The 21,400-nt window shown below is 60.5% G+C and carries 11 protein-coding genes; all 11 read left to right on the top strand.

The window, feature by feature from the left end; genetic code table 11:
• Nucleotides 1-123: 123 nt before the first annotated feature.
• The 11 genes from GGD46_RS05295 to glgX all read left to right on the top strand — a co-directional run bounded on the left by GGD46_RS05295 (nucleotide 124) and on the right by glgX (nucleotide 21,226).
• Entirely contained in the window at nucleotides 124-1,551 is a 1,428-nt protein-coding gene (locus GGD46_RS05295) for a mannose-1-phosphate guanylyltransferase/mannose-6-phosphate isomerase (protein ID WP_184702514.1), read from the top strand.
• Nucleotides 1,552-1,729: 178 nt separating this feature from the next.
• Nucleotides 1,730-5,050, top strand: a complete 3,321-nt coding sequence (locus tag GGD46_RS05290) for a DUF2126 domain-containing protein (RefSeq protein WP_184702513.1) — start codon at nucleotides 1,730-1,732, stop codon at nucleotides 5,048-5,050.
• Nucleotides 5,051-5,063: 13 nt separating this feature from the next.
• Entirely contained in the window at nucleotides 5,064-7,481 is a 2,418-nt protein-coding gene (locus GGD46_RS05285; protein ID WP_184702511.1) for a circularly permuted type 2 ATP-grasp protein, read from the top strand.
• Nucleotides 7,482-7,485: 4 nt separating this feature from the next.
• Nucleotides 7,486-8,364: a transglutaminase domain-containing protein gene (locus GGD46_RS05280; protein ID WP_184702509.1), complete on the top strand. Its 879-nt coding sequence runs from the start codon at nucleotides 7,486-7,488 to the stop codon at nucleotides 8,362-8,364.
• A gap of 150 nt (nucleotides 8,365-8,514) precedes the next feature.
• On the top strand, nucleotides 8,515-9,717 hold the full coding sequence (locus GGD46_RS05275; RefSeq protein WP_246806215.1) for a TadE/TadG family type IV pilus assembly protein: 1,203 nt from the start codon (nucleotides 8,515-8,517) through the stop codon (nucleotides 9,715-9,717).
• Between the two features lie 297 nt (nucleotides 9,718-10,014).
• On the top strand, nucleotides 10,015-12,477 hold the full coding sequence (locus GGD46_RS05270; protein ID WP_184702507.1) for a glycogen/starch/alpha-glucan phosphorylase: 2,463 nt from the start codon (nucleotides 10,015-10,017) through the stop codon (nucleotides 12,475-12,477).
• Nucleotides 12,474-14,681: a 1,4-alpha-glucan branching protein GlgB gene (gene glgB, locus GGD46_RS05265; protein WP_184702504.1), complete on the top strand. Its 2,208-nt coding sequence runs from the start codon at nucleotides 12,474-12,476 to the stop codon at nucleotides 14,679-14,681. Before GGD46_RS05270 ends, glgB begins: the two co-directional genes overlap by 4 nt.
• 26 nt (nucleotides 14,682-14,707) lie before the next feature.
• A complete protein-coding gene (gene glgC, locus GGD46_RS05260; RefSeq protein WP_092850114.1) occupies nucleotides 14,708-15,970 on the top strand; it encodes a glucose-1-phosphate adenylyltransferase in 1,263 nt (420 codons plus the stop codon).
• A gap of 3 nt (nucleotides 15,971-15,973) precedes the next feature.
• The gene (gene glgA / locus GGD46_RS05255; RefSeq protein ID WP_184702502.1) at nucleotides 15,974-17,416 is read left to right on the top strand and encodes a glycogen synthase GlgA; all 1,443 of its coding nucleotides are present in this window, start codon (nucleotides 15,974-15,976) and stop codon (nucleotides 17,414-17,416) included.
• Between the two features lie 4 nt (nucleotides 17,417-17,420).
• A complete protein-coding gene (locus GGD46_RS05250; protein WP_184702500.1) occupies nucleotides 17,421-19,049 on the top strand; it encodes an alpha-D-glucose phosphate-specific phosphoglucomutase in 1,629 nt (542 codons plus the stop codon).
• 206 nt (nucleotides 19,050-19,255) lie between these two features.
• Complete coding sequence (glgX, locus tag GGD46_RS05245) at nucleotides 19,256-21,226, top strand: glycogen debranching protein GlgX (RefSeq protein ID WP_184702498.1); 1,971 nt, start codon at nucleotides 19,256-19,258, stop codon at nucleotides 21,224-21,226.
• Nucleotides 21,227-21,400 lie beyond the last annotated feature (174 nt).

Raw genomic sequence — 21,400 nt, 5'->3', positions numbered from 1 at the left:
TGGCGTTTCATGAAAAAATAACGCAATCGCGATTGAAGTTGCCCGCGAAACGTAACCGCATAGAGTATTGATTGTGTATTTTCACGAGCAATTCCAGAATGAAGCGTCCAGGGGAGGCAGAGCATGACAGCCAAAATCGTTCCGGTGATCATGGCAGGCGGCAAGGGCACACGGCTTTGGCCGCTGTCGCGCGCCTCCGCGCCAAAGCAGTTCATCCAGTTTATCGGCGACAGGACGCTGTTCCAGAATACGCTGGAACGCGTCGCGGATCCTGAGCTTTATGAGGCGGCGATCGTTCTCACCAACGAGGAATTTCGCTTCCTCGTCGCCGAACAGGCGCGTGAGCTGGACCTGAAGCTGGCATCCATCCTGCTGGAGCCGGTCGCCCGCAACACGGCTGCCGCCGTTGCCGCCGCCGCAGTGCTCGTCACCGATCTTTTCGGCAAGGACGCAATCATGCACGTCCTCGGCTCCGACTATGAGATCGACGCCACCACGACCTATTACGACTGCGTGCGCCTGGCGCGAGACACAGCACTTCAGGGCAAGCTGGTCACCTTCGGCATCACGCCGACCGAACCCGCTACCGGTTATGGCTACATCGAAAGCGGCAAGGCTCTTTCGACCGGTGCTCACGCCGTCAAGCGCTTCGTTGAGAAGCCAGCCTTGGAAAAGGCGACGGAGATGGTCGCGAGCGGCAATTTCTATTGGAACTCGGGGATGTTCATGTTCTCCGCCGCCCAGCTCGTATCCGAGATGAAGGAATTCGCCCCCGAGGTCGAAAAGGCGGCCGGCAAGGCCGTTTCCAAATCGACGCGCGACCTCGATTTCACCCGCCTCGATGCGGATCATTTCTCCAAGAGCCCGAATATTTCCATCGACTACGCGCTGATGGAAAAGACGGCGAACGCAGCCGTCGTCCCCTCTCCCTTCATCTGGTCCGATCTCGGCAGCTGGGATTCGGTCTGGAAAGTCGGCAATCGCGATGAGAGCGGCAACGTCACGACAGGCGCCACGACGCTCGTCAACACGAAGAACTCGCTCGTCATGAGCCATAGCCTGCATGTCGCCGTGCAGGGGCTCGAGGATATCGCCGTCATCGCCAGCGAAGACGCCGTCTATGTCGGTCATTTGAAGGACAGCCAGGAAGTCGGCAAGCTCGTCAAATTGCTGGCGAGCGAGAAGAAGACGGCAAAACTCACGGAGACGCACCCGACCTCCTATCGCCCATGGGGCGGCTATACCTCGGTGCTCAACGGTGATCGCTTCCAGGTCAAGCGCATCTTCGTGCTGCCGGGCAAGAAGCTGTCGCTGCAGAAGCATCACCATCGCTCCGAGCACTGGATCGTCGTCAAGGGCACGGCAGAAGTGACAGTCGGCGAGAACGTGCAGATGCTGCGCGAAAACGAGTCGGTCTATATCCCCCTCGGCGAAGTGCACCGCCTGGCCAACCCGGGCAAGATCCTGCTGGAACTCATCGAAGTACAGACGGGCTCCTATCTCGGCGAGGACGACATTATCCGTATCGTCGATGAATTCGGCAGAACGTGATTGCGGGTAGCACAATAGCGACTCGAGAACGGCGGGCGAAAGCTCGCCGTTTTACTTTGGCGGGCATGACGTAATTATGCATCGCGCGCAGATGTCTTGCTTTCTTTCGCTGCATTGCACACACTGCCTGTGGGAACAGCAATCACCGCACAACGATGCGGGCTAGGCAAAGAGACGCATGGCGATCAAAGCGAGCATCTACCATCTTACCCACTATAAATACGACAATCCGGTCCGCCTCGGCCCCCAGATCATCCGCCTGAAACCTGCCTCGCATTCCAAGACCCGGGTGCTCAGCCACGCGCTGAAGGTCACACCGTCGAATCATTTCGTGAACCTGCAACAGGACCCTTACGGCAACTATCTCGCCCGTTTCGTTTTTCCCGATCCGGTGACCGAGCTGAAGATCGAAGTCGATCTCGTCGCCGACATGACCGTTTACAATCCCTTCGACTTCTTCGTCGAAGAGGAGGCCACAAAATGGCCGTTCGACTATCCCGAAACGATCCGCGAGGATCTTTCCATCTACATGAAGCCGGAGGAGCCCGGCCCACGGCTGAAAGCTTTCCTCGCCACGCTCGATCGCTCGGAACAAAAGACCGTCGACATGGTCGTCGGGCTCAACACGCGCCTGCAGCAGGAAATCGGCTACGTCATCCGCATGGAAACCGGCGTGCAGACGCCTGAAGAGACGCTGGAAACGGCGAAGGGTTCCTGCCGCGACACAAGCTGGTTGCTGGTGCAGGTACTGCGTCATCTCGGCCTCGCCGCTCGCTTCGTATCAGGCTATCTCATCCAGCTTACGCCCGATCTGAAGGCACTCGACGGACCGTCCGGCACCGAGGTCGATTTCACCGATCTGCACGCCTGGGCCGAAGTCTATCTTCCCGGCGCCGGCTGGGTCGGCCTTGACCCCACCTCAGGCCTTCTGACCGGCGAGAGCCACATTCCGCTTGCCGCCACGCCGCACTATCGCAACGCCGCCCCGATCTCGGGTGGTTATTTCGGCGAGGCCAAGACCGAATTCGATTTCGACATGAAGGTCGCTCGCGTCGCCGAACACCCGCGCATCACCAAGCCCTTCTCCGACGAAAGCTGGGATGCGCTGAATGCGCTCGGCGAAAAGGTCGACGCGATCCTCAAGGACAACGACGTCCGCCTCACCATGGGCGGCGAACCGACCTTCGTCTCGATCGACGACTTCCAGTCCGAGGAATGGAACACAGCCGCAGTCGGCCCGACCAAGCGCGAAAAGGCCGATACGCTGATCCGCCGCCTGCGCGAACGCTTCGCGCCGAACGGCTTCCTGCATTACGGCCAGGGCAAATGGTATCCCGGCGAAAGCCTGCCCCGCTGGACCTTCTCGCTCTATTGGCGCCGTGACGGCCTGCCGATCTGGTCGAACCCGGATCTGATCGCCAATGAAGGCCGCGACTATAGCGTCAACGAAGACGATGCCGGCCGCCTGCTGACGGCGATTGCCGGCGAACTCGACATCGACCAGGAATACGTAGCCCCGGCCTTTGAAGATCCGGCCGAATGGCTGGTCAAGGAGGCGAACCTGCCCGACAATGTCGATCCCTCCAACTCGAAACTGAAAGACCCGGAAGAACGCTCGCGCATGGCCCGCGTCTTCGAGCGCGGCCTTACGCGCCCGACGGGCTATGTTCTCCCCATCCAGGCTTGGAATGCGCGCGCCAGCGGCCGTCGCTGGGTGAGCGAGAAATGGCGCACGCGTCGCGGCCGCGTCTTCCTGACGCCAGGCGATAGCCCGGTCGGCTATCGCCTGCCACTGAACTCGCTCGGCTGGATACCCGCATCGCAATATCCCTACATCAACCCGATGGACCCGACGATCCCGCGTGAGGCCCTGCCTGATTACGCAGAGGACAAGGGTCGGCCGCTGCAGGCGGCTCATTTCCAGCCCTTTTCCGGCCAGCAGCCGGTGATGCCGCAATCGCTCGACGAGATCGGTGGCTATGTACGGACCGCCATCAGCGTCGAGCCGCGCGACGGTCGTCTCTGCATCTTCATGCCGCCGACAGTCAGCATCGAGGATTACCTCGACCTCGTCGCTTCAGCCGAACGCGCCGCAGCGGCGCTCAATCTGCCGGTCCATATCGAGGGCTATCCGCCGCCGCAGGATGAGCGCATCAATGTCATCCGCGTCGCCCCCGACCCAGGCGTCATCGAGGTGAACATCCATCCGGCATCGAGCTGGAAAGAAGCCGTCGATATCACCACGGCTGTTTACGACGAGGCGCGCGAAAGCCGCCTAGGCACGGACAAGTTCATGATCGACGGTCGTCACACCGGCACGGGCGGCGGCAACCATGTCGTCGTTGGTGGCCGCAGCACCATGGACAGCCCCTTCCTGCGGCGTCCCGATCTATTGAAGAGCCTGGTGCTGCACTGGCAGCGCCATCCCTCGCTCTCCTACCTCTTTTCCGGCATGTTCATCGGCCCGACCAGCCAGGCGCCGCGCATCGACGAAGCTCGCCATGACAGCCTATACGAGCTGGAAATCGCGCTAGCCCAGGTGCCGGCACCAGGCCGGGGATTGCAGCCGCTTCCATGGCTGGTGGACCGCCTCTTCCGCAACCTTTTAACCGACGTCACCGGCAACACCCACCGCTCGGAAATCTGCATCGACAAGCTGTTCTCGCCGGATGGACCGACCGGACGCCTCGGCCTTGTCGAATTCCGCGGCTTCGAAATGCCGCCGAATGCCCGCATGAGCCTTGCCCAGCAATTGCTGGTACGCGCGCTGATCGCCCGCTTCTGGCGCAACCCGATCGACGGCCAGTTCGTGCGCTGGGGTACGACACTGCATGATCGCTTCATGCTGCCGCATTACATCTGGCAGGATTTCCTCGACGTGCTCGCCGATCTCCGTGAAAGCGGTTTCGATCTCCGGCCGGAATGGTTCCAGGCGCAGCTCGAATTCCGTTTCCCCTTCTGCGGCGAAGTCGAATACGAGGGCAGCAAGCTGGAACTGCGCCAGGCGCTGGAACCATGGCATGTGATGGGTGAAGAAGGTGCGGTCGGCGGCACCGTGCGCTACGTCGATTCGTCGGTCGAGCGACTGCAGGTTCGGTTCGAGACCGCCAATCCCTCCCGCTATACGGTTACCTGCAACGGCCGCCCCGTGCCATTGACGCCGACGGGAATGGCTGGAGTTTCGGTCGCCGGCGTGCGCTACAAGGCTTGGCATCCGGCCTCGGGCCTGCATCCCGTCCTGCCCATCGACACGCCACTGACCTTCGATATCTACGATACATGGTCGCGTCGCTCGATCGGTGGCTGCATCTACCATGTCGCGCACCCGGGCGGCCGGAACTACGACACATTTCCGGTCAACGGCAACGAGGCGGAAGCGCGACGTCTTGCGCGTTTCGAACCTTGGGGGCATACAGCAGGCAACTATGCCCTCAAGCCTGAGATCGCATCGGTGGAATTCCCCCTGACGCTCGACCTCCGGCGGCCGGCAGGAATTTGAGACGGAACTGTACATGGCTAGAAAACCGGCGGCGGAAAAGCGCGACGATGTGAAGGCTGGAATCGGCAACGATCCGGCCTTTGCCTATAGCGCACTGCCCGGCGTCGCCGACGAAATGGTCGACAATACCGGCGCGGTACGGCCCGTCTGGCAGAATCTGCGGTCGGCCCTGAGCCGTATGTCGGAACAGGAACTGACCGAACGTTTCGCCCGTGCCGACCGCTACCTGCGCGATGCCGGCGTTTTCTACCGTGCCTATGGAGCAACCGGCGTCAGCGAACGCAACTGGCCGATCTCGCATATCCCGGTCTTGATCGACGAACGCGAATGGCAATCACTTTCGGAAGGTTTGCGCCAGCGTGCCGACCTGCTCGAAGACGTCATGGCCGACATTTACGGCGACAGCCGGCTGGTAAATGAAGGTTTGCTGCCGCCGGCTTTGATCGCCGGCAATCCGGAATTCCTGCGCCCGCTCGCTGGCGTAAAGCCGGCGAACGGCCACTATCTGCACTTTCTCGCCTTCGAAATCGGTCGTGGTCCGGATGGCAACTGGTGGGTATTGGCCGACCGTGCCCAGGCGCCATCGGGTGCCGGCTTTGCACTCGAAACGCGCGTCGCCACCACTCGCGCCTTCTCAGACATCTATGCAGAAACCAAGGTCCATCGCCTCGCCTCCTTCTTCGGCGCCTTTCGCGATGCCCTATTGGGCGGCAAGCGCGGTGGCGAGGGACGCGTCGCGGTTTTGACCCCGGGACCGGCCAACGAGACCTATTACGAACACGCTTACATCGCCCGCTATCTCGGCTTCATGCTACTGGAGGGCGAGGACATCACTGTCGTCAACGACCAGCTGATGGTGCGCACCGTCGCCGGATTGCGGCCGATCAGCGTGCTCTGGCGCCGTCTCGATGCTTCCTATGCCGACCCGCTCGAGCTGAACCAGCACTCTCATATCGGCACGCCGGGCATGGTCGAGGCGCTGCGGGCACAGACCGTTAGCATCGTCAACGCGCTCGGCTCCGGCATTCTGGAAACGCGTGCTTTGCTCGCCTTCATGCCAACGATCTGCCGGCATCTGCGCGGCGAGGAATTGAAGCTGCCATCAATTGCGACCTGGTGGTGCGGGCAGAAGAGCGAGCGCGAACACGTTGCTGCCAATATCGAGAAGATGGTCATCGGCCCGGCCTATTCCTGCATGCCCTTCTTCGACGATAATGGTCAGTCCGTGCTCGGCTCAACGCTGCGCAGCACGGCTCGCGATTCGATCGCCGACTGGCTGGCGAGCGAAGGGTACAAGCTGGTCGGTCAGGAGGTCGTTACTCTTTCGACAACGCCGGCCTGGGTGAATGGCAAGCTGATACCGCGGCCGATGAGCCTGCGTGTCTTCGCCGCCCGTACGGAAAATGGCTGGCAGATCATGCCCGGCGGCTTTGCCCGCATCGGCAGCGGCGACGATGTCGCTGCCATCGCCATGCAGGCCGGCGGCTCCGCGGCCGATGTCTGGATCGTCTCCGACAAGCCGGTGGAAGCTCACACGCTGCTGCCGGCGGAAGAGACCTTCACCCGCAACATGCCGGGCAGCCTGCCGAGCCGAGCCGCCGACAACCTCTTCTGGCTCGGCCGCTATATCGAGCGCGCCGAAGGGGCGCTGCGCATTCTGCGCGCCTGGCACGGGCGTTTTGCGGAGGCTGCGGATCCGGATCAGCCGCTGCTCGCCAATGTCAGCGCCTATCTCGCCGGGATCGACATCGACATCGGCAAGGCCGTGCCGGAAAGCCTGCTGCGCAACATCGACAGCGCCGTCTATTCGGCCAGCAATATCCGCGATCGCTTCTCTCCGGACGGCTGGCTGGCACTGAACGACCTTGCTAAGACCGCCCGACGCTTCAAGGAGAATGTCAGGCACGGTGACGACGCCAGCCATGCTATGACCGTGTTGCTGCGCAAACTCGCAGGCTTCGCGGGCCTTGTGCACGAGAACATGTATCGCTTCACCGGCTGGCGTTTTCTGTCACTTGGCCGCTATATCGAGCGCGGCTTGCATATGACACGGCTGCTCGGGCACATGTCCGGCCCCGATGCACCCGATGGCGCCCTCGATATGCTGCTCGAAATCGGCGACAGCGTCATGACCCACCGCCGCCGCTACAATGTCAACACGGCCCGCCTGACGGTGACCGATCTGCTGGCGCTCGACCCGCTCAACCCGCGCTCGATCCTTTTCCAGATGAACGAGATCCGCCACGAGGTGGAGCAACTGCCGAACGCCTTCGTCAACGGCCAGATGTCGCCATTCTACCGGGAAGCCATGCGATTGCATTCCGGTCTTGCCGTTATGACGCCGGAAACGATGACGGGCGAGGTCTATCAAAAGATGGAGCGGGAACTGGAGCGGCTCTCCGATCTTCTGGCCCGCACCTACCTCGGATGATGTGATGCTCTACGACCTGTCGCTGCATATGGGCTATATTTACGACGCGCCAGCCAGCGGCGCGCGCCATATTCTGCGCCTGCTGCCGCTTTCGCTCACCGGCCGCCAGCGGCTGATAGCCGGTTCGCTGAAAATCACACCGCATCCCAACGAGCAATCGAACTTCACCGATTTTTTCCAGCATCCGACTACCTCCATTCTGGTGCGCGATCCGCATGAGAAATTAGATATCCGCATGCAGGCGCGCGTCCAGGTCGAAAGCCAGCCGGTTGCGGCAGACTTCTCGCCGTTGCTGGCGAAGTTGCCCGAGGAAATCAGCGATTGCTGGTCGATCGATCCCGGCTCGCCGCATCATTTTCTCGGCAGCAGCCCTCGCTTGCCGGAAACACCCGAAATCGCCGATTACGGCAGGCAGTGGAAGACGACGAAGCTGACAACCATGCAGATCGCCCACGCGGTCTGCACGCAGATTCACAAGGACTTCACCTACGATCCGGAGGCAACGACAGTCGACACCTCGCCCAAGGAGGCCTTCCGGCTGAAACGCGGCGTCTGCCAGGATTTCTCGCATGTGATGATCCTCGCACTGCGTAGCCTCGGCATTCCCGCCGGCTATGTCAGCGGCTTCCTGCGCACCATCCCGCCACCGGGTAAGGAGCGGCTCGAAGGCGCCGACGCCATGCACGCGTGGGTGCGCATCTGGTGCGGCGAGATCACAGGTTGGATCGAGCTCGATCCGACCAACAACATTCCGGCCGGCACGGACCATATCGTCGTCGCCTATGGCCGCGATTATTCCGATGTCGCGCCTGTCATCGGCGTGCTTAAAGGTTACGGTAACCAAAAGACGGTTCAGGCCGTAGATGTGATTCCACTAATATAGTATAACGCTAATATAGTATAGGACCCAGCCAAAATGGGACCAATCTGGAGGTTTGTTAAATTTCGAACCACCACCTAAACGATTGACTCATATTTATCGTTGATAGTCCCGCCCGTTCTTGAGGCTTTTAACTCCCTCCTGCAGGCGGACATGATGATCTCCGGTTCGGATATACTTCGTACATTTGGAAAATTGCTGAGAAATAGTTCCGGCAACTTCGGCATTCTGACCGCAGTGGCCATACCGGTGCTGGTCGCCGCCGGCGGGGTCGGTATTGACATCGCGAATATGTCGCTATCGCGCAGCCAGCTTCAGGAAGCGACGGATGCCGCCGCACTCGGCACGGCAACGGCGCTCGCCAACGGCAGCGCAACGACGGCAAACGCGAAGGATCTCGCGAACAAGCTGGTTCTTGGCCAGATGTCGAACTATCTGTCCGGAGACACGGGTGCCTCGGACGCGCTGAAGGCGGGAACGTCGACCGCCGTCACCTCGACAAACAACTCATCCGGTGGAACAAGCTACACCGTTGCGGTGAATGCGTCCTATACCATGTCTGTCAGCAACCTAAGTCATCTGCTCGGCTTGCAATCGATGACCATCTCCGCATCAAGCTCGACCACAAGCGGAACTGCCGTTCAAAAGACGGCGCTTTCCATGGAGATCGTGCTGGATAAATCCGGATCGATGTGGCTGGATACAGAAGCCAAGGACACATCGAAGCTTCAGTGTGACCAATATTACATCGAGGGCGACTATCTTTACATGTATCAGGACCAAGAAAGTCCTTGTTACATTAAAAAGATTGACGCTTTGAGATCAGCGGCCGGCATCTTGCTCGATCAATTGGATGCCGCCGATCCGAAGTCACAATATGTCCGCACGGCGGGCATTGCGTGGAGCAGCAAGATCGATAGCTACAGCGAACTTGACTGGGGAACAAAGACGACGCGGACTAAGGTTATTGCCCCCCTCAAAGCGGGTGGCGGCACTGAGTCTGGTGCGCCAATGCAGCGGGCCTACAACAAACTCGTCGATCCTGCCGAGGCCAGCGCCCAGCAGACCAAAGGCAACAAGAGTTTCGACAAGATCATCGTGCTGATGACTGACGGCGACAACAACTCCACCAGTTCCGACACCACGACCCTGTCTGTCTGCAAGAAGGCAAAAGAGCAAGGTATGCAAATCTATACCGTGGCGTTTATGGCGCCCGACCGCGGCCAGAATCTGCTCAAGTCATGCGCCAGCAGTCCGTCCAACTACTTCGACGCGAGACAAATGACCGATCTGGTCGCCGCCTTCAAAACGATCGGCGCTCAGGCCGTGAAGCAGATGACGCTTCTGACCAGGTAATCTCCCCGGCGTTGCGCATAAGGCACCCCTGGATGCGCCACAAACAAAAAGACGCGCGATACGTGTATCGCGCGTCTTTTTGTTTCGAGGGTGCGCGAATAAGAGCCGGAAACATCATCGGAATCAAGCCATTTCCCACCGGAAAAGAGCGTTTGGCCGCTATTTTGGCATCTGCTCAACTCACTTGTTGCAACTGCTTTACATCAGTGCGTAAACTGCTAGTGAAGAGGAGAGAAAATTTGGTTTAATCGGGCATAACACCCTGAATATAAAACACAAATGGCGAGAGTTGATAGTATGAATAATTTGACGAAGGCCGATCTCCCCGTCCCCGCCCCGCGCAGTTCCCGCCCCGAAATCCTTGCGGAAGAAATCATCGAGCGCTTGACCTATCGCATCGGCAAGGATGCGAAAGTGGCCAAGCCGCATGACTGGTTGACGGCAACGATCCTCGTTGTTCGCGACCGCGTTATCGACAAGTGGATGGAATCGACGCGCCGCGTCTACGAGACTGGCGCCAAGCGGGTATACTACCTATCGCTCGAATTTCTGATCGGGCGCCTCATGCGAGACGCGATCTCCAATCTCGGCTTGATGGAAGAGATTTCCGACGCCCTGTCTTCGCTCGGCGTCGATATTCGTGTCATCGCGGGCCTTGAGCCTGACGCAGCGCTTGGCAATGGCGGCCTTGGCCGCCTCGCAGCTTGCTTCATGGAATCGATGGCAACCGTCGACGTGCCGGCCTATGGCTACGGCATTCGTTACGTCCACGGCCTGTTCCGCCAGCAGATGGCCGATGGCTGGCAGGTGGAACTGCCGGAAACCTGGCTCGCCCACGGCAATCCCTGGGAGTTCGAACGTCAGGAAAGCTCCTACGAAATCGGCTTCGGCGGCGGTGTCGAGACCGTTGGCGGCCATGACGATCAGCCTCGCTACGTGTGGAAACCCGCCGAGCGCGTCATCGCCACGGCCTTCGATACGCCTGTTGTCGGCTGGCGGGCAAAGCGCGTCAACACGCTGCGTCTCTGGTCGGCACAGCCGATCGACCCGATCCTGCTCGACGCCTTCAACGCCGGCGATCACATCGGCGCACTGCGCGAAAGCAACAAGGCAGAGAGCCTGACGCGCGTCCTCTATCCGGCCGATGCAACGCCCGCCGGCCAGGAACTGCGCCTGCGCCAGGAGTTCTTCTTCTCGTCGGCGTCGCTGCAGGACATTCTGCGCCGCCATCTGCAGCAATATGACGACTTGACCAATCTGGCGGACAAGGTTGCAATCCAGCTGAACGACACGCATCCCGCCGTTTCCGTCGCCGAAATGATGCGCTTGCTGGTCGATGTTCACGGCCTCGTTTTCGACAAGGCCTGGGACATTACCCGCGAGACGTTCGGCTACACCAACCATACGCTGCTGCCCGAAGCGCTCGAAAGCTGGCCTGTGCCGCTGTTCGAACGGCTCCTGCCGCGCCACATGCAGATCGTCTACGCGATCAACGCCAAGATTCTCGTCGAGGCGCGCAAGGCCCGCAACTTCAACGACACGGAAATCCGCTCGATCTCGCTGATCGACGAAAACGGTGATCGCCGCGTGCGCATGGGCAATCTCGCCTTTGTCGGTTCGCACTCCATCAACGGCGTCTCGGCACTGCACACCGACCTGATGAAGGTCACAGTCTTTGCCGACCTGCACAAGCTCTATCCGGACCGCATCAACAACAAGACCAACGGCATCACGCCGCGCCGCTGGCTGATGCAATGCAATCCCGGCCTGACCGGCCTCGTCCGCGAGGCTATCGGCGATGCCTTCCTCGACGATGCCGAACAGCTGAAGCCACTCGATCAGTTCGCCCGGGACAGCGCGTTCCAGGAGAAGTTCGCCGCCGTCAAGCGTGCCAACAAGGTGCAGCTGTCCAATCTGGTCGCCAGCCGCATGGGCATCAAGCTCGACCCGAGCGCGATGTTCGATATTCAGATCAAGCGCATCCACGAATACAAGCGCCAGCTTCTCAACATCATCGAGACGGTGGCCCTTTACGACCAGATCCGCTCGCATCCCGAGTTGGATTGGCAGCCGCGCGTCAAGCTCTTCGCCGGCAAGGCGGCGCCGAGCTATCATAACGCCAAGCTCATCATCAAGCTGATCAACGACGTCGCTCGCGTCATCAACAACGATCCGTCGGTCCGCGGCCTGCTGAAGGTCGTCTTCGTGCCGAACTACAACGTCTCTCTCGCCGAAGTCATGGTCCCGGCCGCCGACCTCTCCGAGCAGATTTCGACTGCCGGCATGGAGGCATCCGGCACCGGCAACATGAAGTTCGGCCTCAACGGCGCATTGACCATCGGCACCCTCGACGGCGCCAATGTCGAAATGCGCGACAATGTCGGCGAGGACAACATCATCATCTTCGGTTTGAAGGCGGATGAGGTGGCGAGCCTGCGCAGCGACGGCCACGATCCCCGCGCCGTCATCGAGCGTTCCCGTGAACTCGCGCAGGCGCTTTCGGCCATCGCATCGGGCGTCTTCTCACCGGATGATCGCAACCGCTACGCCGGCCTGATCGAAGGCATCTACAGCCACGACTGGTTCATGGTCGCCGCCGATTTCGATGCTTATGCCTCCGCGCAGCGCGAGGTCGACATCCTCTGGGCCAATCCGTCCGAGTGGTACGCGAAGACGATCAACAATACCGCGCGCATGGGCTGGTTCTCCTCCGACCGGACGATCCGTCAATATGCCAAGGAAATCTGGAGAGCCGGATGAAAAAGCCGAAGAGACCCGCTGACGGCACAAGCTTGAGGGACATTTCGGCAGAGGATATTGCTGCAATTCTCGCAGGCACCCATTCCGATCCATTCGCCGTTCTCGGCGTTCATCGGACAGATGACGGTTTTGTGGCGCGCTGTTTCATCCTTGGCGCGGAGGCGGTGAGCGCCACCGCGCTGGATGGCACTATCATCGGCGAGTTGGATTGTCTCGATTCGGCGGGTTTCTTTGCCGGCGAGGTAAAACTCTCCAAACAGCAACCGGTACGCTATCGCGCCCGGCGCGCCGATGCGGAATGGGCGGTCACCGACCCCTATAGCTTCGGCCCGGTCCTCGGACCGATGGACGATTATTTCGCCCGTCAGGGCACGCATTTGCGCCTCTTCGACAAGATGGGCGCCCATCCCATAAAGCACGAAGGCGTGCAGGGCTTTCACTTCGCCGTCTGGGCGCCGAATGCCCAACGCGTTTCGGTCGTTGGCGATTTCAACAATTGGGACGGTCGCCGGCACGTCATGCGCTTCCGGTCCGACAGCGGCATATGGGAAATCTTCGCCCCGGATGTACCGGCAGGCGTCGCCTATAAGTTCGAGATCCGTGGCCAGGACGGCGTGTTGCTGCCGCTGAAAGCCGATCCGTTCGCCCGCCGCAGCGAGTTGCGCCCGAAGACCGCCTCCGTCACCGCCAATGAACTCAATCAGGTCTGGGAAGATGCGGCCCACCGCGAGCATTGGGCAAGCGTCGACCAGCGCCGCCAGCCCATCAGCATCTACGAGGTGCATGCCGGCTCCTGGCAGCGCCGTGATGACGGCTCCATGTTGTCGTGGGATGAGCTTGCCTCGCGCCTGATCCCCTATTGCGTCGACATGGGCTTTACCCATATCGAGTTCCTGCCGATCACCGAACACCCCTATGACCCATCCTGGGGCTATCAGACGACCGGCCTTTACGCGCCGACCGCACGCTTCGGCGAACCTGAAGGGTTTGCCCGGTTCGTCAACGGCTGCCACAAAGTCGGCATCGGCGTCATTCTGGATTGGGTGCCTGCTCATTTCCCGACCGACGAGCACGGTCTGCGCTGGTTCGATGGCACCGCACTTTATGAGCACGAGGATCCGCGCAAGGGCTTCCATCCCGACTGGAACACCGCGATCTACAATTTCGGCCGCACCGAAGTGCTGGCCTACCTACAGAACAATGCCCTCTTCTGGGCAGAAAAATACCATTTGGACGGTTTGCGCGTCGATGCCGTCGCCTCCATGCTGTACCTCGACTATTCGCGCAAGCATGGCGAATGGATCCCCAACGAGTACGGCGGCAACGAAAACCTCGAAGCTGTCCGCTTCCTCCAGTCGATGAATTCAAGGGTTTATGGCGCCCATCCGGGCATCATGACGATCGCCGAGGAATCCACGTCCTGGCCCAAAGTATCGCAGCCTGTCCACGAAGGCGGCCTCGGCTTCGGCTTCAAATGGAACATGGGCTTCATGCACGACACGCTGAGCTACCTCGCCCGCGAGGCCGTGCATCGCAAGTACCACCACAACGAGCTGACCTTCGGCCTGATCTACGCCTTCTCGGAAAATTTCGTTCTGCCGCTCTCCCATGACGAAGTCGTGCACGGCAAGGGATCGCTGATCGCCAAGATGGCCGGCGACGACTGGCAGAAATTCGCCAATCTGCGCGCCTATTATGCCTTCATGTGGGGCTATCCCGGCAAGAAGCTGCTGTTCATGGGTCAGGAATTCGCCCAATGGAGCGAGTGGAGCGAAGAACGCGCGCTGGACTGGAATTTGCTGCAGTACCGTATGCATGAAGGCATGCGGCGCCTCGTCCGCGATCTCAACTTCACCTATCGCAGCAAGCCGGCGCTGCATGCCCGCGACTGTGAAGGCGAAGGCTTCGAATGGCTTGTCGTCGATGATTTCGAGAATTCGGTCTTCGCCTGGCTGCGCAAGGCGCCCGGTGAAAAACCGGTTGCGGTCATCACCAATTTTACGCCAGTCTACCGTGAGAATTACACGTTGCGCTTACCAGCTGAGGGGCGGTGGCGCGAGGTGCTGAATACCGATGCCGACATTTATGGCGGCAGCGGCAAGGGCAATGGCGGGCGTGTGCAGGCAGTAAGTGCCGGCGGCGGCATACAAGCGACGATAACGCTACCACCGCTGGCGACCATCATGCTCGAACCGGAATTTTGAGATCACTACGGACAGGGAGGAATAAAATGGTAGAAAAACGTTTCCAGCCGCTGGCACGCGACGCCATGGCCTACGTTCTTGCCGGGGGCCGAGGCAGTCGATTGAAGGAATTGACCGATCGTCGCGCCAAGCCGGCCGTCTACTTCGGCGGCAAGACCCGCATCATCGATTTCGCTCTCTCCAATGCGCTCAACTCCGGTATCCGCCGCATCGGCGTTGCCACCCAATACAAGGCGCACTCGCTGATCCGCCACATGCAGCGCGGCTGGAACTTCTTCCGCCCGGAGCGAAACGAGAGCTTCGACATCCTGCCGGCCTCGCAGCGCGTGTCGGAAACGCAATGGTATGAAGGTACCGCCGACGCCGTTTACCAGAACATCGACATTATCGAGCCCTACGGCCCGGAATACATGGTCATCCTCGCCGGCGACCATATCTACAAGATGGACTACGAATGGATGCTGCAGCAGCACGTCGATTCTGGCGCCCAGGTCACCATCGGTTGCCTTGAAGTGCCCCGCATGGAAGCGGTCGGCTTTGGCGTCATGCATGTCAACGAGAAGGACGAGATCATCGATTTCGTCGAGAAGCCCGCTGATCCGCCCGGCATCCCCGGCAATCCGGATTTCGCGCTGGCCTCGATGGGCATCTACGTCTTCCACACGAAGTTCCTGATCGAATGCCTGAAGCGCGATGCCGCCGATCCCAACTCCAGCCGTGACTTCGGCAAGGACATCATCCCTTATATCGTCAAGAACGGCAAAGCGGTCGCCCATCGCTTCACGCAATCCTGCGTTCGTTCGGATTTCGAGCGCGAAGCCTACTGGCGCGACGTCGGCACGATCGATGCCTACTGGCAGGCCAATATCGACCTGACGGCCGTGGTGCCCGAACTCGACATCTACGACAAATCCTGGCCGATCTGGACCTATGCGGAAATCAGCCCGCCTGCGAAGTTCGTCCATGACGACGAGGATCGTCGCGGTTCGGCCGTTTCCTCGGTGGTTGCAGGCGACTGCATCATTTCCGGCGCCAGCCTCTATAACAGCCTTCTTTTCACCGGCGTGCGCGCTAACTCCTACTCCAAGCTGGAGGGAGCCGTCGTGCTGCCGAGCGTGAAGGTCGGCCGCCGCGCGCAGCTTAAGAATGTCGTTATCGACCACGGCGTCACCATTCCGGAAGGCTTGATCGTCGGGGAGGACCCAGAGCTGGATGCCAAGCGCTGGCGTCGCACGGAAAGCGGCATCTGCCTGATCACCCAAACGATGATCGACAAGCTGGATTTGTAACTTATGAAGGTTCTCTCGGTATCGTCCGAAGTCTTCCCCTTGATCAAGACAGGGGGCCTGGCCGATGTGGCCGGCGCCCTGCCAATCGCACTAAAGCCTTTTGGCATCGACACGAAGACCTTGATCCCGGGCTATCCCGCAGTCATGAAGGTCATTCGCAACCCGGTCGCCCGCCTCGAGTTCGCCGACCTGCTCGGCGAAAAGGCGACCGTGCTGGAGGTCGAGCATGCCGGCATTTCCTTGCTGGTTCTGGATGCGCCGGCCTACTACAACCGCACCGGCGGGCCCTATGTCGATGCCACCGGCAAGGATTACCCCGACAATTGGCGGCGTTTCGCCGCTCTGTCGCTGGCGGCTGCGGAAATAGCAGCAGGTCTTCTGCCGGGTTGGCGGCCGGATCTGGTGCACGCGCATGATTGGCAGTCGGCCTTGGTGCCGGTCTACATGCGATATTATCCGACGCCCGAGCAGCCGAGCGTACTCACCATCCACAACATCGCGTTTCAGGGCCAGTTCGGCTCCGACATCTTCCCCGGCCTACGCCTGCCGGCTCACGCCTTTTCCGTGGAAGGCGTCGAATATTATGGTGACGTCGGCTTTCTGAAGGGCGGCCTGCAGACCGCCCATGCTCTCACCACCGTCAGCCCGTCCTATGCGGAAGAAATTCTGACGCCGCAATTCGGCATGGGCCTCGAAGGCGTCATTGCCAGCAGGGCGAACAGCCTGCACGGCATCGTCAACGGCATCGACGATGACGTCTGGAACCCGGCAACCGACGCCATGATCGAACAGACCTACAGAGCAACGACGCTGAAAGATCGCGCCGCGAACCGCAGGCGCGTGGTCGAACATTTCGGCCTCGATGACGACGATGGCCCGGTTTTCTGCGTCGTCAGCCGCCTGACCTGGCAGAAGGGCATGGACCTTCTTGCAAGCATTGCCGGCGAGATCGTCCACATGGGCGGCAAGCTTGCGATCCTGGGCGCCGGCGATGCGGCGCTGGAAGGCGCGCTATTTGCCGCGGCCGGCCGTTATCGCGGACGCGTCGGCGTTTCCGCCGGCTATAACGAACCCATGTCGCATCTGCTTCAGGCCGGTTGCGACGCGATTATCATCCCCTCGCGCTTCGAACCCTGTGGCCTCACGCAGCTTTATGGCTTACGCTACGGATGTCTGCCGATCGTCGCCCGGACGGGCGGCCTTAACGACACCGTTATCGACGCCAACCATGCCGCTCTGCAGGCGAAAGTCGCGACCGGCATTCAGTTTTCGCCCGTCACCGCCGAAGGATTGCTGCAAGCCATGCGCCGTGCCATGCACCTTTTTCAGGATCGAAAGGTCTGGACGCAGATGCAAAAGCAGGGCATGAAATCCGACGTATCCTGGGGCAGGAGCGCAGAACGCTATGCCGCTCTCTACTCCAGTCTAGTCTCGAGAGGCGCTTAACCCGATGATTAAAACCGTTTCCACCACACCCTACACGGATCAGAAACCCGGCACCTCCGGCCTGCGAAAGAAGGTTCCCGAATTCCAGCAGCCGAATTACGCGGAGAACTTCATCCAGTCGATTTTCGATTCGCTCGAGGGCTATCAGGGCAAGACCCTGGTCATCGGCGGCGACGGTCGCTACTACAATCGCGAAGTCATCCAGAAGGCCATCAAGATGGCCGCCGCAAATGGCTTCGGCAAGGTGATGGTCGGCAAGGGCGGCATCCTCTCGACGCCCGCAGCCTCGAATATCATCCGCAAATACAAGGCCTTCGGTGGCATCATCCTGTCTGCCAGCCACAATCCCGGCGGCCCGACGGAAGATTTCGGCATCAAGTACAATATCGGCAATGGCGGCCCCGCGCCTGAAAAGATCACCGACGCTATTTTTGAGCGCACCAAGGTTATCGACAGCTACAAGATCGCTGACTTTCCGGATATCAACCTCGATCGCATCGCTCGCGAAGATGTCGGCGGCATGATCGTTTCGGTCATTGATCCGGTCGAAGATTACGCTGCCCTCATGGAGGAGCTTTTCGATTTCGGCGCGATCCGCAATCTCATCAGCCTCGGCTTCCGCATCTGTTTCGATGCGATGAGCGCGGTCACCGGCCCCTATGCCAAGGAAATCTTCGAGATCCGCCTCGGCGCACCGGACGGCTCCGTGCGCAACTTCCTGCCGCTGCCCGATTTCGGCGGTCATCATCCCGATCCGAACCTTGTCCATTGCAAGGAACTCTACGATGAGATGATGAGCGACGACGCGCCCGATTTCGGCGCGGCATCGGATGGCGACGGCGACCGTAACCTCATCATCGGCAAGGGCATCTACGTCACGCCGTCCGACAGCCTGGCGATCCTGGCTGCCAACGCCAATCTCGCGCCCGGCTATTCACACGGCATTGCCGGCATTGCCCGCTCCATGCCAACAAGCGGTGCTGCCGACCGCGTTGCCGAAAAGCGCGGCGTCGGCATTTACGAGACGCCCACCGGCTGGAAGTTCTTCGGCAACCTGCTCGACGCCGGCATGGCGACGATCTGTGGCGAGGAAAGTTCCGGCACCGGCTCAAATCACGTCCGCGAGAAGGATGGGGTATGGGCCGTCCTTCTCTGGCTGAACATTCTGGCCGTGCGCGGTGAAAGCGTCATCGATATCGTGACGCAGCATTGGGCCACCTACGGCCGCAACTATTATTCCCGCCACGATTACGAGGGCGTCGACACCAATGCCGCGAACGGCCTGATCACTGCTCTGCGCGAAAAGCTGCCGACCCTGGCCGGCACGAAGTATGGCGATCTCACGGTTTCCGCCGCCGACGATTTCGCCTATCACGATCCGGTCGACAAGTCCGTCAGCCAGCATCAGGGCATTCGCATCCTGTTCGAAGGCGGCTCCCGCGTTGTCTTCCGTCTCTCCGGCACCGGCACGACGGGCGCAACGCTACGCGTCTATATCGAGCGCTACGAACCCGATCCGACCCGTCACAACATCGAGACGCAGGAAGCGCTGGCAGACCTCATTGCCGCAGCTCAGGCGATCGCAGATATCAAGGGCCACACCGGCCGCGACGCGCCGACAGTCATCACCTGATAATGATGTCAGCCTAAGCCCTTCTCCTCGCTTGCGCGGGGAGAAGGCGGCCGGAAGCCGCCACGAGATTGGACGACGACCGGATGAGTGCTTTCGCGGAAATCGACGTGACTGCACGACTTGCCGGGCGTCCGGCCCTTCAGCCGCCTCTCTCCCCGCAAACGGGGAGAGAATTGAGTCCCAGCGACGCGGAAAGCCCACGAGACATGTCAGATCAGACAATCCGTTCCCTTGGCGCTACCCTCACCGACGCGGGCGTCGAGTTTGGCGTTACCTCCAAGCGTGCCGAACGCATCGAGCTTTGCGTGTTCGATGCCGAGGGCAAGAAGGAGGTTCTGCGTCTGCCATTCACACGGGATGGGGACGAGCATCGCCTTTTCGTCAAGGGCGCGAAGCACGGCATGCGCTATGGCTTGCGCGCCCATGGCGCATACGATCCCGATCAAGGTCTGTGGTTCGACCCTTCGAAACTGCTGATCGACCCCTATGCCAAGGAATTGGACCGGCCGTTTCAATATGATCCGCGCCTCGGTATTGTCGGCGAAGACACCCAAGACCTGATGCCGAAGGCGATCGTCACGCGTGATGTAGCCGTTGCCCCGGCCAAGCCGCTGTTCCAACCGGGCGGCCTGATCTATGAGATCGCCGTCAAGCCCTTCACCATGCTGCACCCCGATGTGCCGGCAAAGCAGCGCGGCACCATCGCCGCCCTCGCCCACCCTTCGGTGATTGCCCATCTCAAGCGCCTCCGCATAGATGCGGTCGAGTTGATGCCGATCACCGCCTGGATCGACGAACGGCACCTGCCGCCGCTCGGCCTCACCAATGGCTGGGGCTACAATCCGGTTGGCTTCATGGCGCTCGATCCGCGTCTTGTTCCCGGCGGCGTAAAGGAATTGCGCGAGACCGTCGCCGCACTCCACGCTGAAGGCATCGGCGTCATCCTCGATCTCGTCTTCAATCATACCGGCGAAAGCGATCGCCACGGCCCGACGCTCTCGCTGCGCGGTCTCGACAACCCCAACTACTTCCGTAGCCTGCCAAATCAGCCCGGCACGTTGGTCAACGATACCGGCACCGGCAACACCGTTGCTTGCGACCAGCCGGCGACACGCAGGCTGGTCATCGACAGCCTGCGCCATTTCGTCCAGCATGCCGGTATCGACGGCTTTCGTTTCGATCTTGCCACGGTGATCGGTCGCGGCGGCAACGGGTTTGATCCCGACGGCATGATGCTGCGCACCATGCTGGCGGACGAGGTACTTCGCGATCGCATCCTGATAGCCGAGCCGTGGGATATCGGTCCTGGCGGCTATCAGCTCGGAAATTTCCCCGCGCCCTTCCTCGAATGGAACGATCGTGCCCGCGACGACCTGCGCCGCTTCTGGCGCGGCGACTGCCGGATCGGCGATCTCGCGACGATTCTTGCCGGATCCTCCTCCATCTTCGGCCGCGACGGCCGCGCACAGACGCGCAGCGTCAACTTCCTCGCCGCCCATGACGGCTTCACGCTGATGGATCTCGTTTCCTACGAGGAAAAGCATAATGAGGCCAATGGCGAGAACAATCGCGACGGCCACAACGAGAATTACTCCTGGAACAATGGTATCGAGGGCAAGACGGACGATCAGTCCATCCTGAACAAGCGGCGCGCCGATATCGAAGCCATGCTTTCCACCCTGTTTGCCACACGCGGTACGATCATGCTCACTGCAGGCGATGAGGGTGGACGCAGCCAGCAGGGCAACAACAATGCCTATTGCCAGGACAACGCCATCACCTGGATGGACTGGGCGACGCTCGACGAGGAACTGATCGGTCACACCGCCTGGCTCTCCGGCCTGCGCCGCCGCTTCTCCGCCTTTGCAGATATGGACTTCTTCAAGGGCGATGGCGACGTGCTGTGGTTCTCGGCGGCTGGCAAGCCGATGTCGGTACTGGATTGGGAAGCACCGAATGCCGGCGTGCTTGGCATGGCCGTCAGGACGGAGGATCGCTCCAATGGCCGATCGACGCGCCTTGCCATGCTGTTCAACCGCTCGACGGAAGAACTCAGCGTCACGCTGCCGACCTCGGAAAGAGGCGGCTGGTCGCGGCTGACGGTGCCGGGTGAAACGCCAACCGGAGAGCACATCGCCATTCCTGCCCGTTCCGTCCGTTTCTTCGCCGAATCCTGATCTTCGTTGCACTTTCCCTTCCGATTCGCCAGAAAGGGTCAGCGGACACTAGAGCCGGATGATTTTAGGTCGACTCGACTTAAAATCATCCGGCTCTAGAATCAAAGAGGTAGAGCATGATGTCGTCCGAAAACCGCGCACACTTTTCGGCATCATGCTCTTGAACTGACGAGG

The sequence above is a fragment of the Martinezella lusitana genome, from assembly GCF_014207095.1.
Taxonomy (GTDB): domain Bacteria; phylum Pseudomonadota; class Alphaproteobacteria; order Rhizobiales; family Rhizobiaceae; genus Rhizobium; species Rhizobium lusitanum_B.
This window is presented reverse-complemented; position numbering and strand designations above follow the sequence as displayed.

What these genes read in the sequence shown, in the direction of transcription:
- GGD46_RS05295 (WP_184702514.1), top strand. Translation starts at nt 124, where the DNA reads ATGACAGCCAAAATCGTTCCGGTGATCATGGCAGGCGGCAAGGGCACA.
- GGD46_RS05290 (WP_184702513.1), top strand. Translation starts at nt 1,730, where the DNA reads ATGGCGATCAAAGCGAGCATCTACCATCTTACCCACTATAAATACGAC.
- GGD46_RS05285 (WP_184702511.1), top strand. Translation starts at nt 5,064, where the DNA reads ATGGCTAGAAAACCGGCGGCGGAAAAGCGCGACGATGTGAAGGCTGGA.
- GGD46_RS05280 (WP_184702509.1), top strand. Translation starts at nt 7,486, where the DNA reads ATGCTCTACGACCTGTCGCTGCATATGGGCTATATTTACGACGCGCCA.
- GGD46_RS05275 (WP_246806215.1), top strand. Translation starts at nt 8,515, where the DNA reads ATGATGATCTCCGGTTCGGATATACTTCGTACATTTGGAAAATTGCTG.
- GGD46_RS05270 (WP_184702507.1), top strand. Translation starts at nt 10,015, where the DNA reads ATGAATAATTTGACGAAGGCCGATCTCCCCGTCCCCGCCCCGCGCAGT.
- glgB (WP_184702504.1), top strand. Translation starts at nt 12,474, where the DNA reads ATGAAAAAGCCGAAGAGACCCGCTGACGGCACAAGCTTGAGGGACATT.
- glgC (WP_092850114.1), top strand. Translation starts at nt 14,708, where the DNA reads ATGGTAGAAAAACGTTTCCAGCCGCTGGCACGCGACGCCATGGCCTAC.
- glgA (WP_184702502.1), top strand. Translation starts at nt 15,974, where the DNA reads ATGAAGGTTCTCTCGGTATCGTCCGAAGTCTTCCCCTTGATCAAGACA.
- GGD46_RS05250 (WP_184702500.1), top strand. Translation starts at nt 17,421, where the DNA reads ATGATTAAAACCGTTTCCACCACACCCTACACGGATCAGAAACCCGGC.
- glgX (WP_184702498.1), top strand. Translation starts at nt 19,256, where the DNA reads ATGTCAGATCAGACAATCCGTTCCCTTGGCGCTACCCTCACCGACGCG.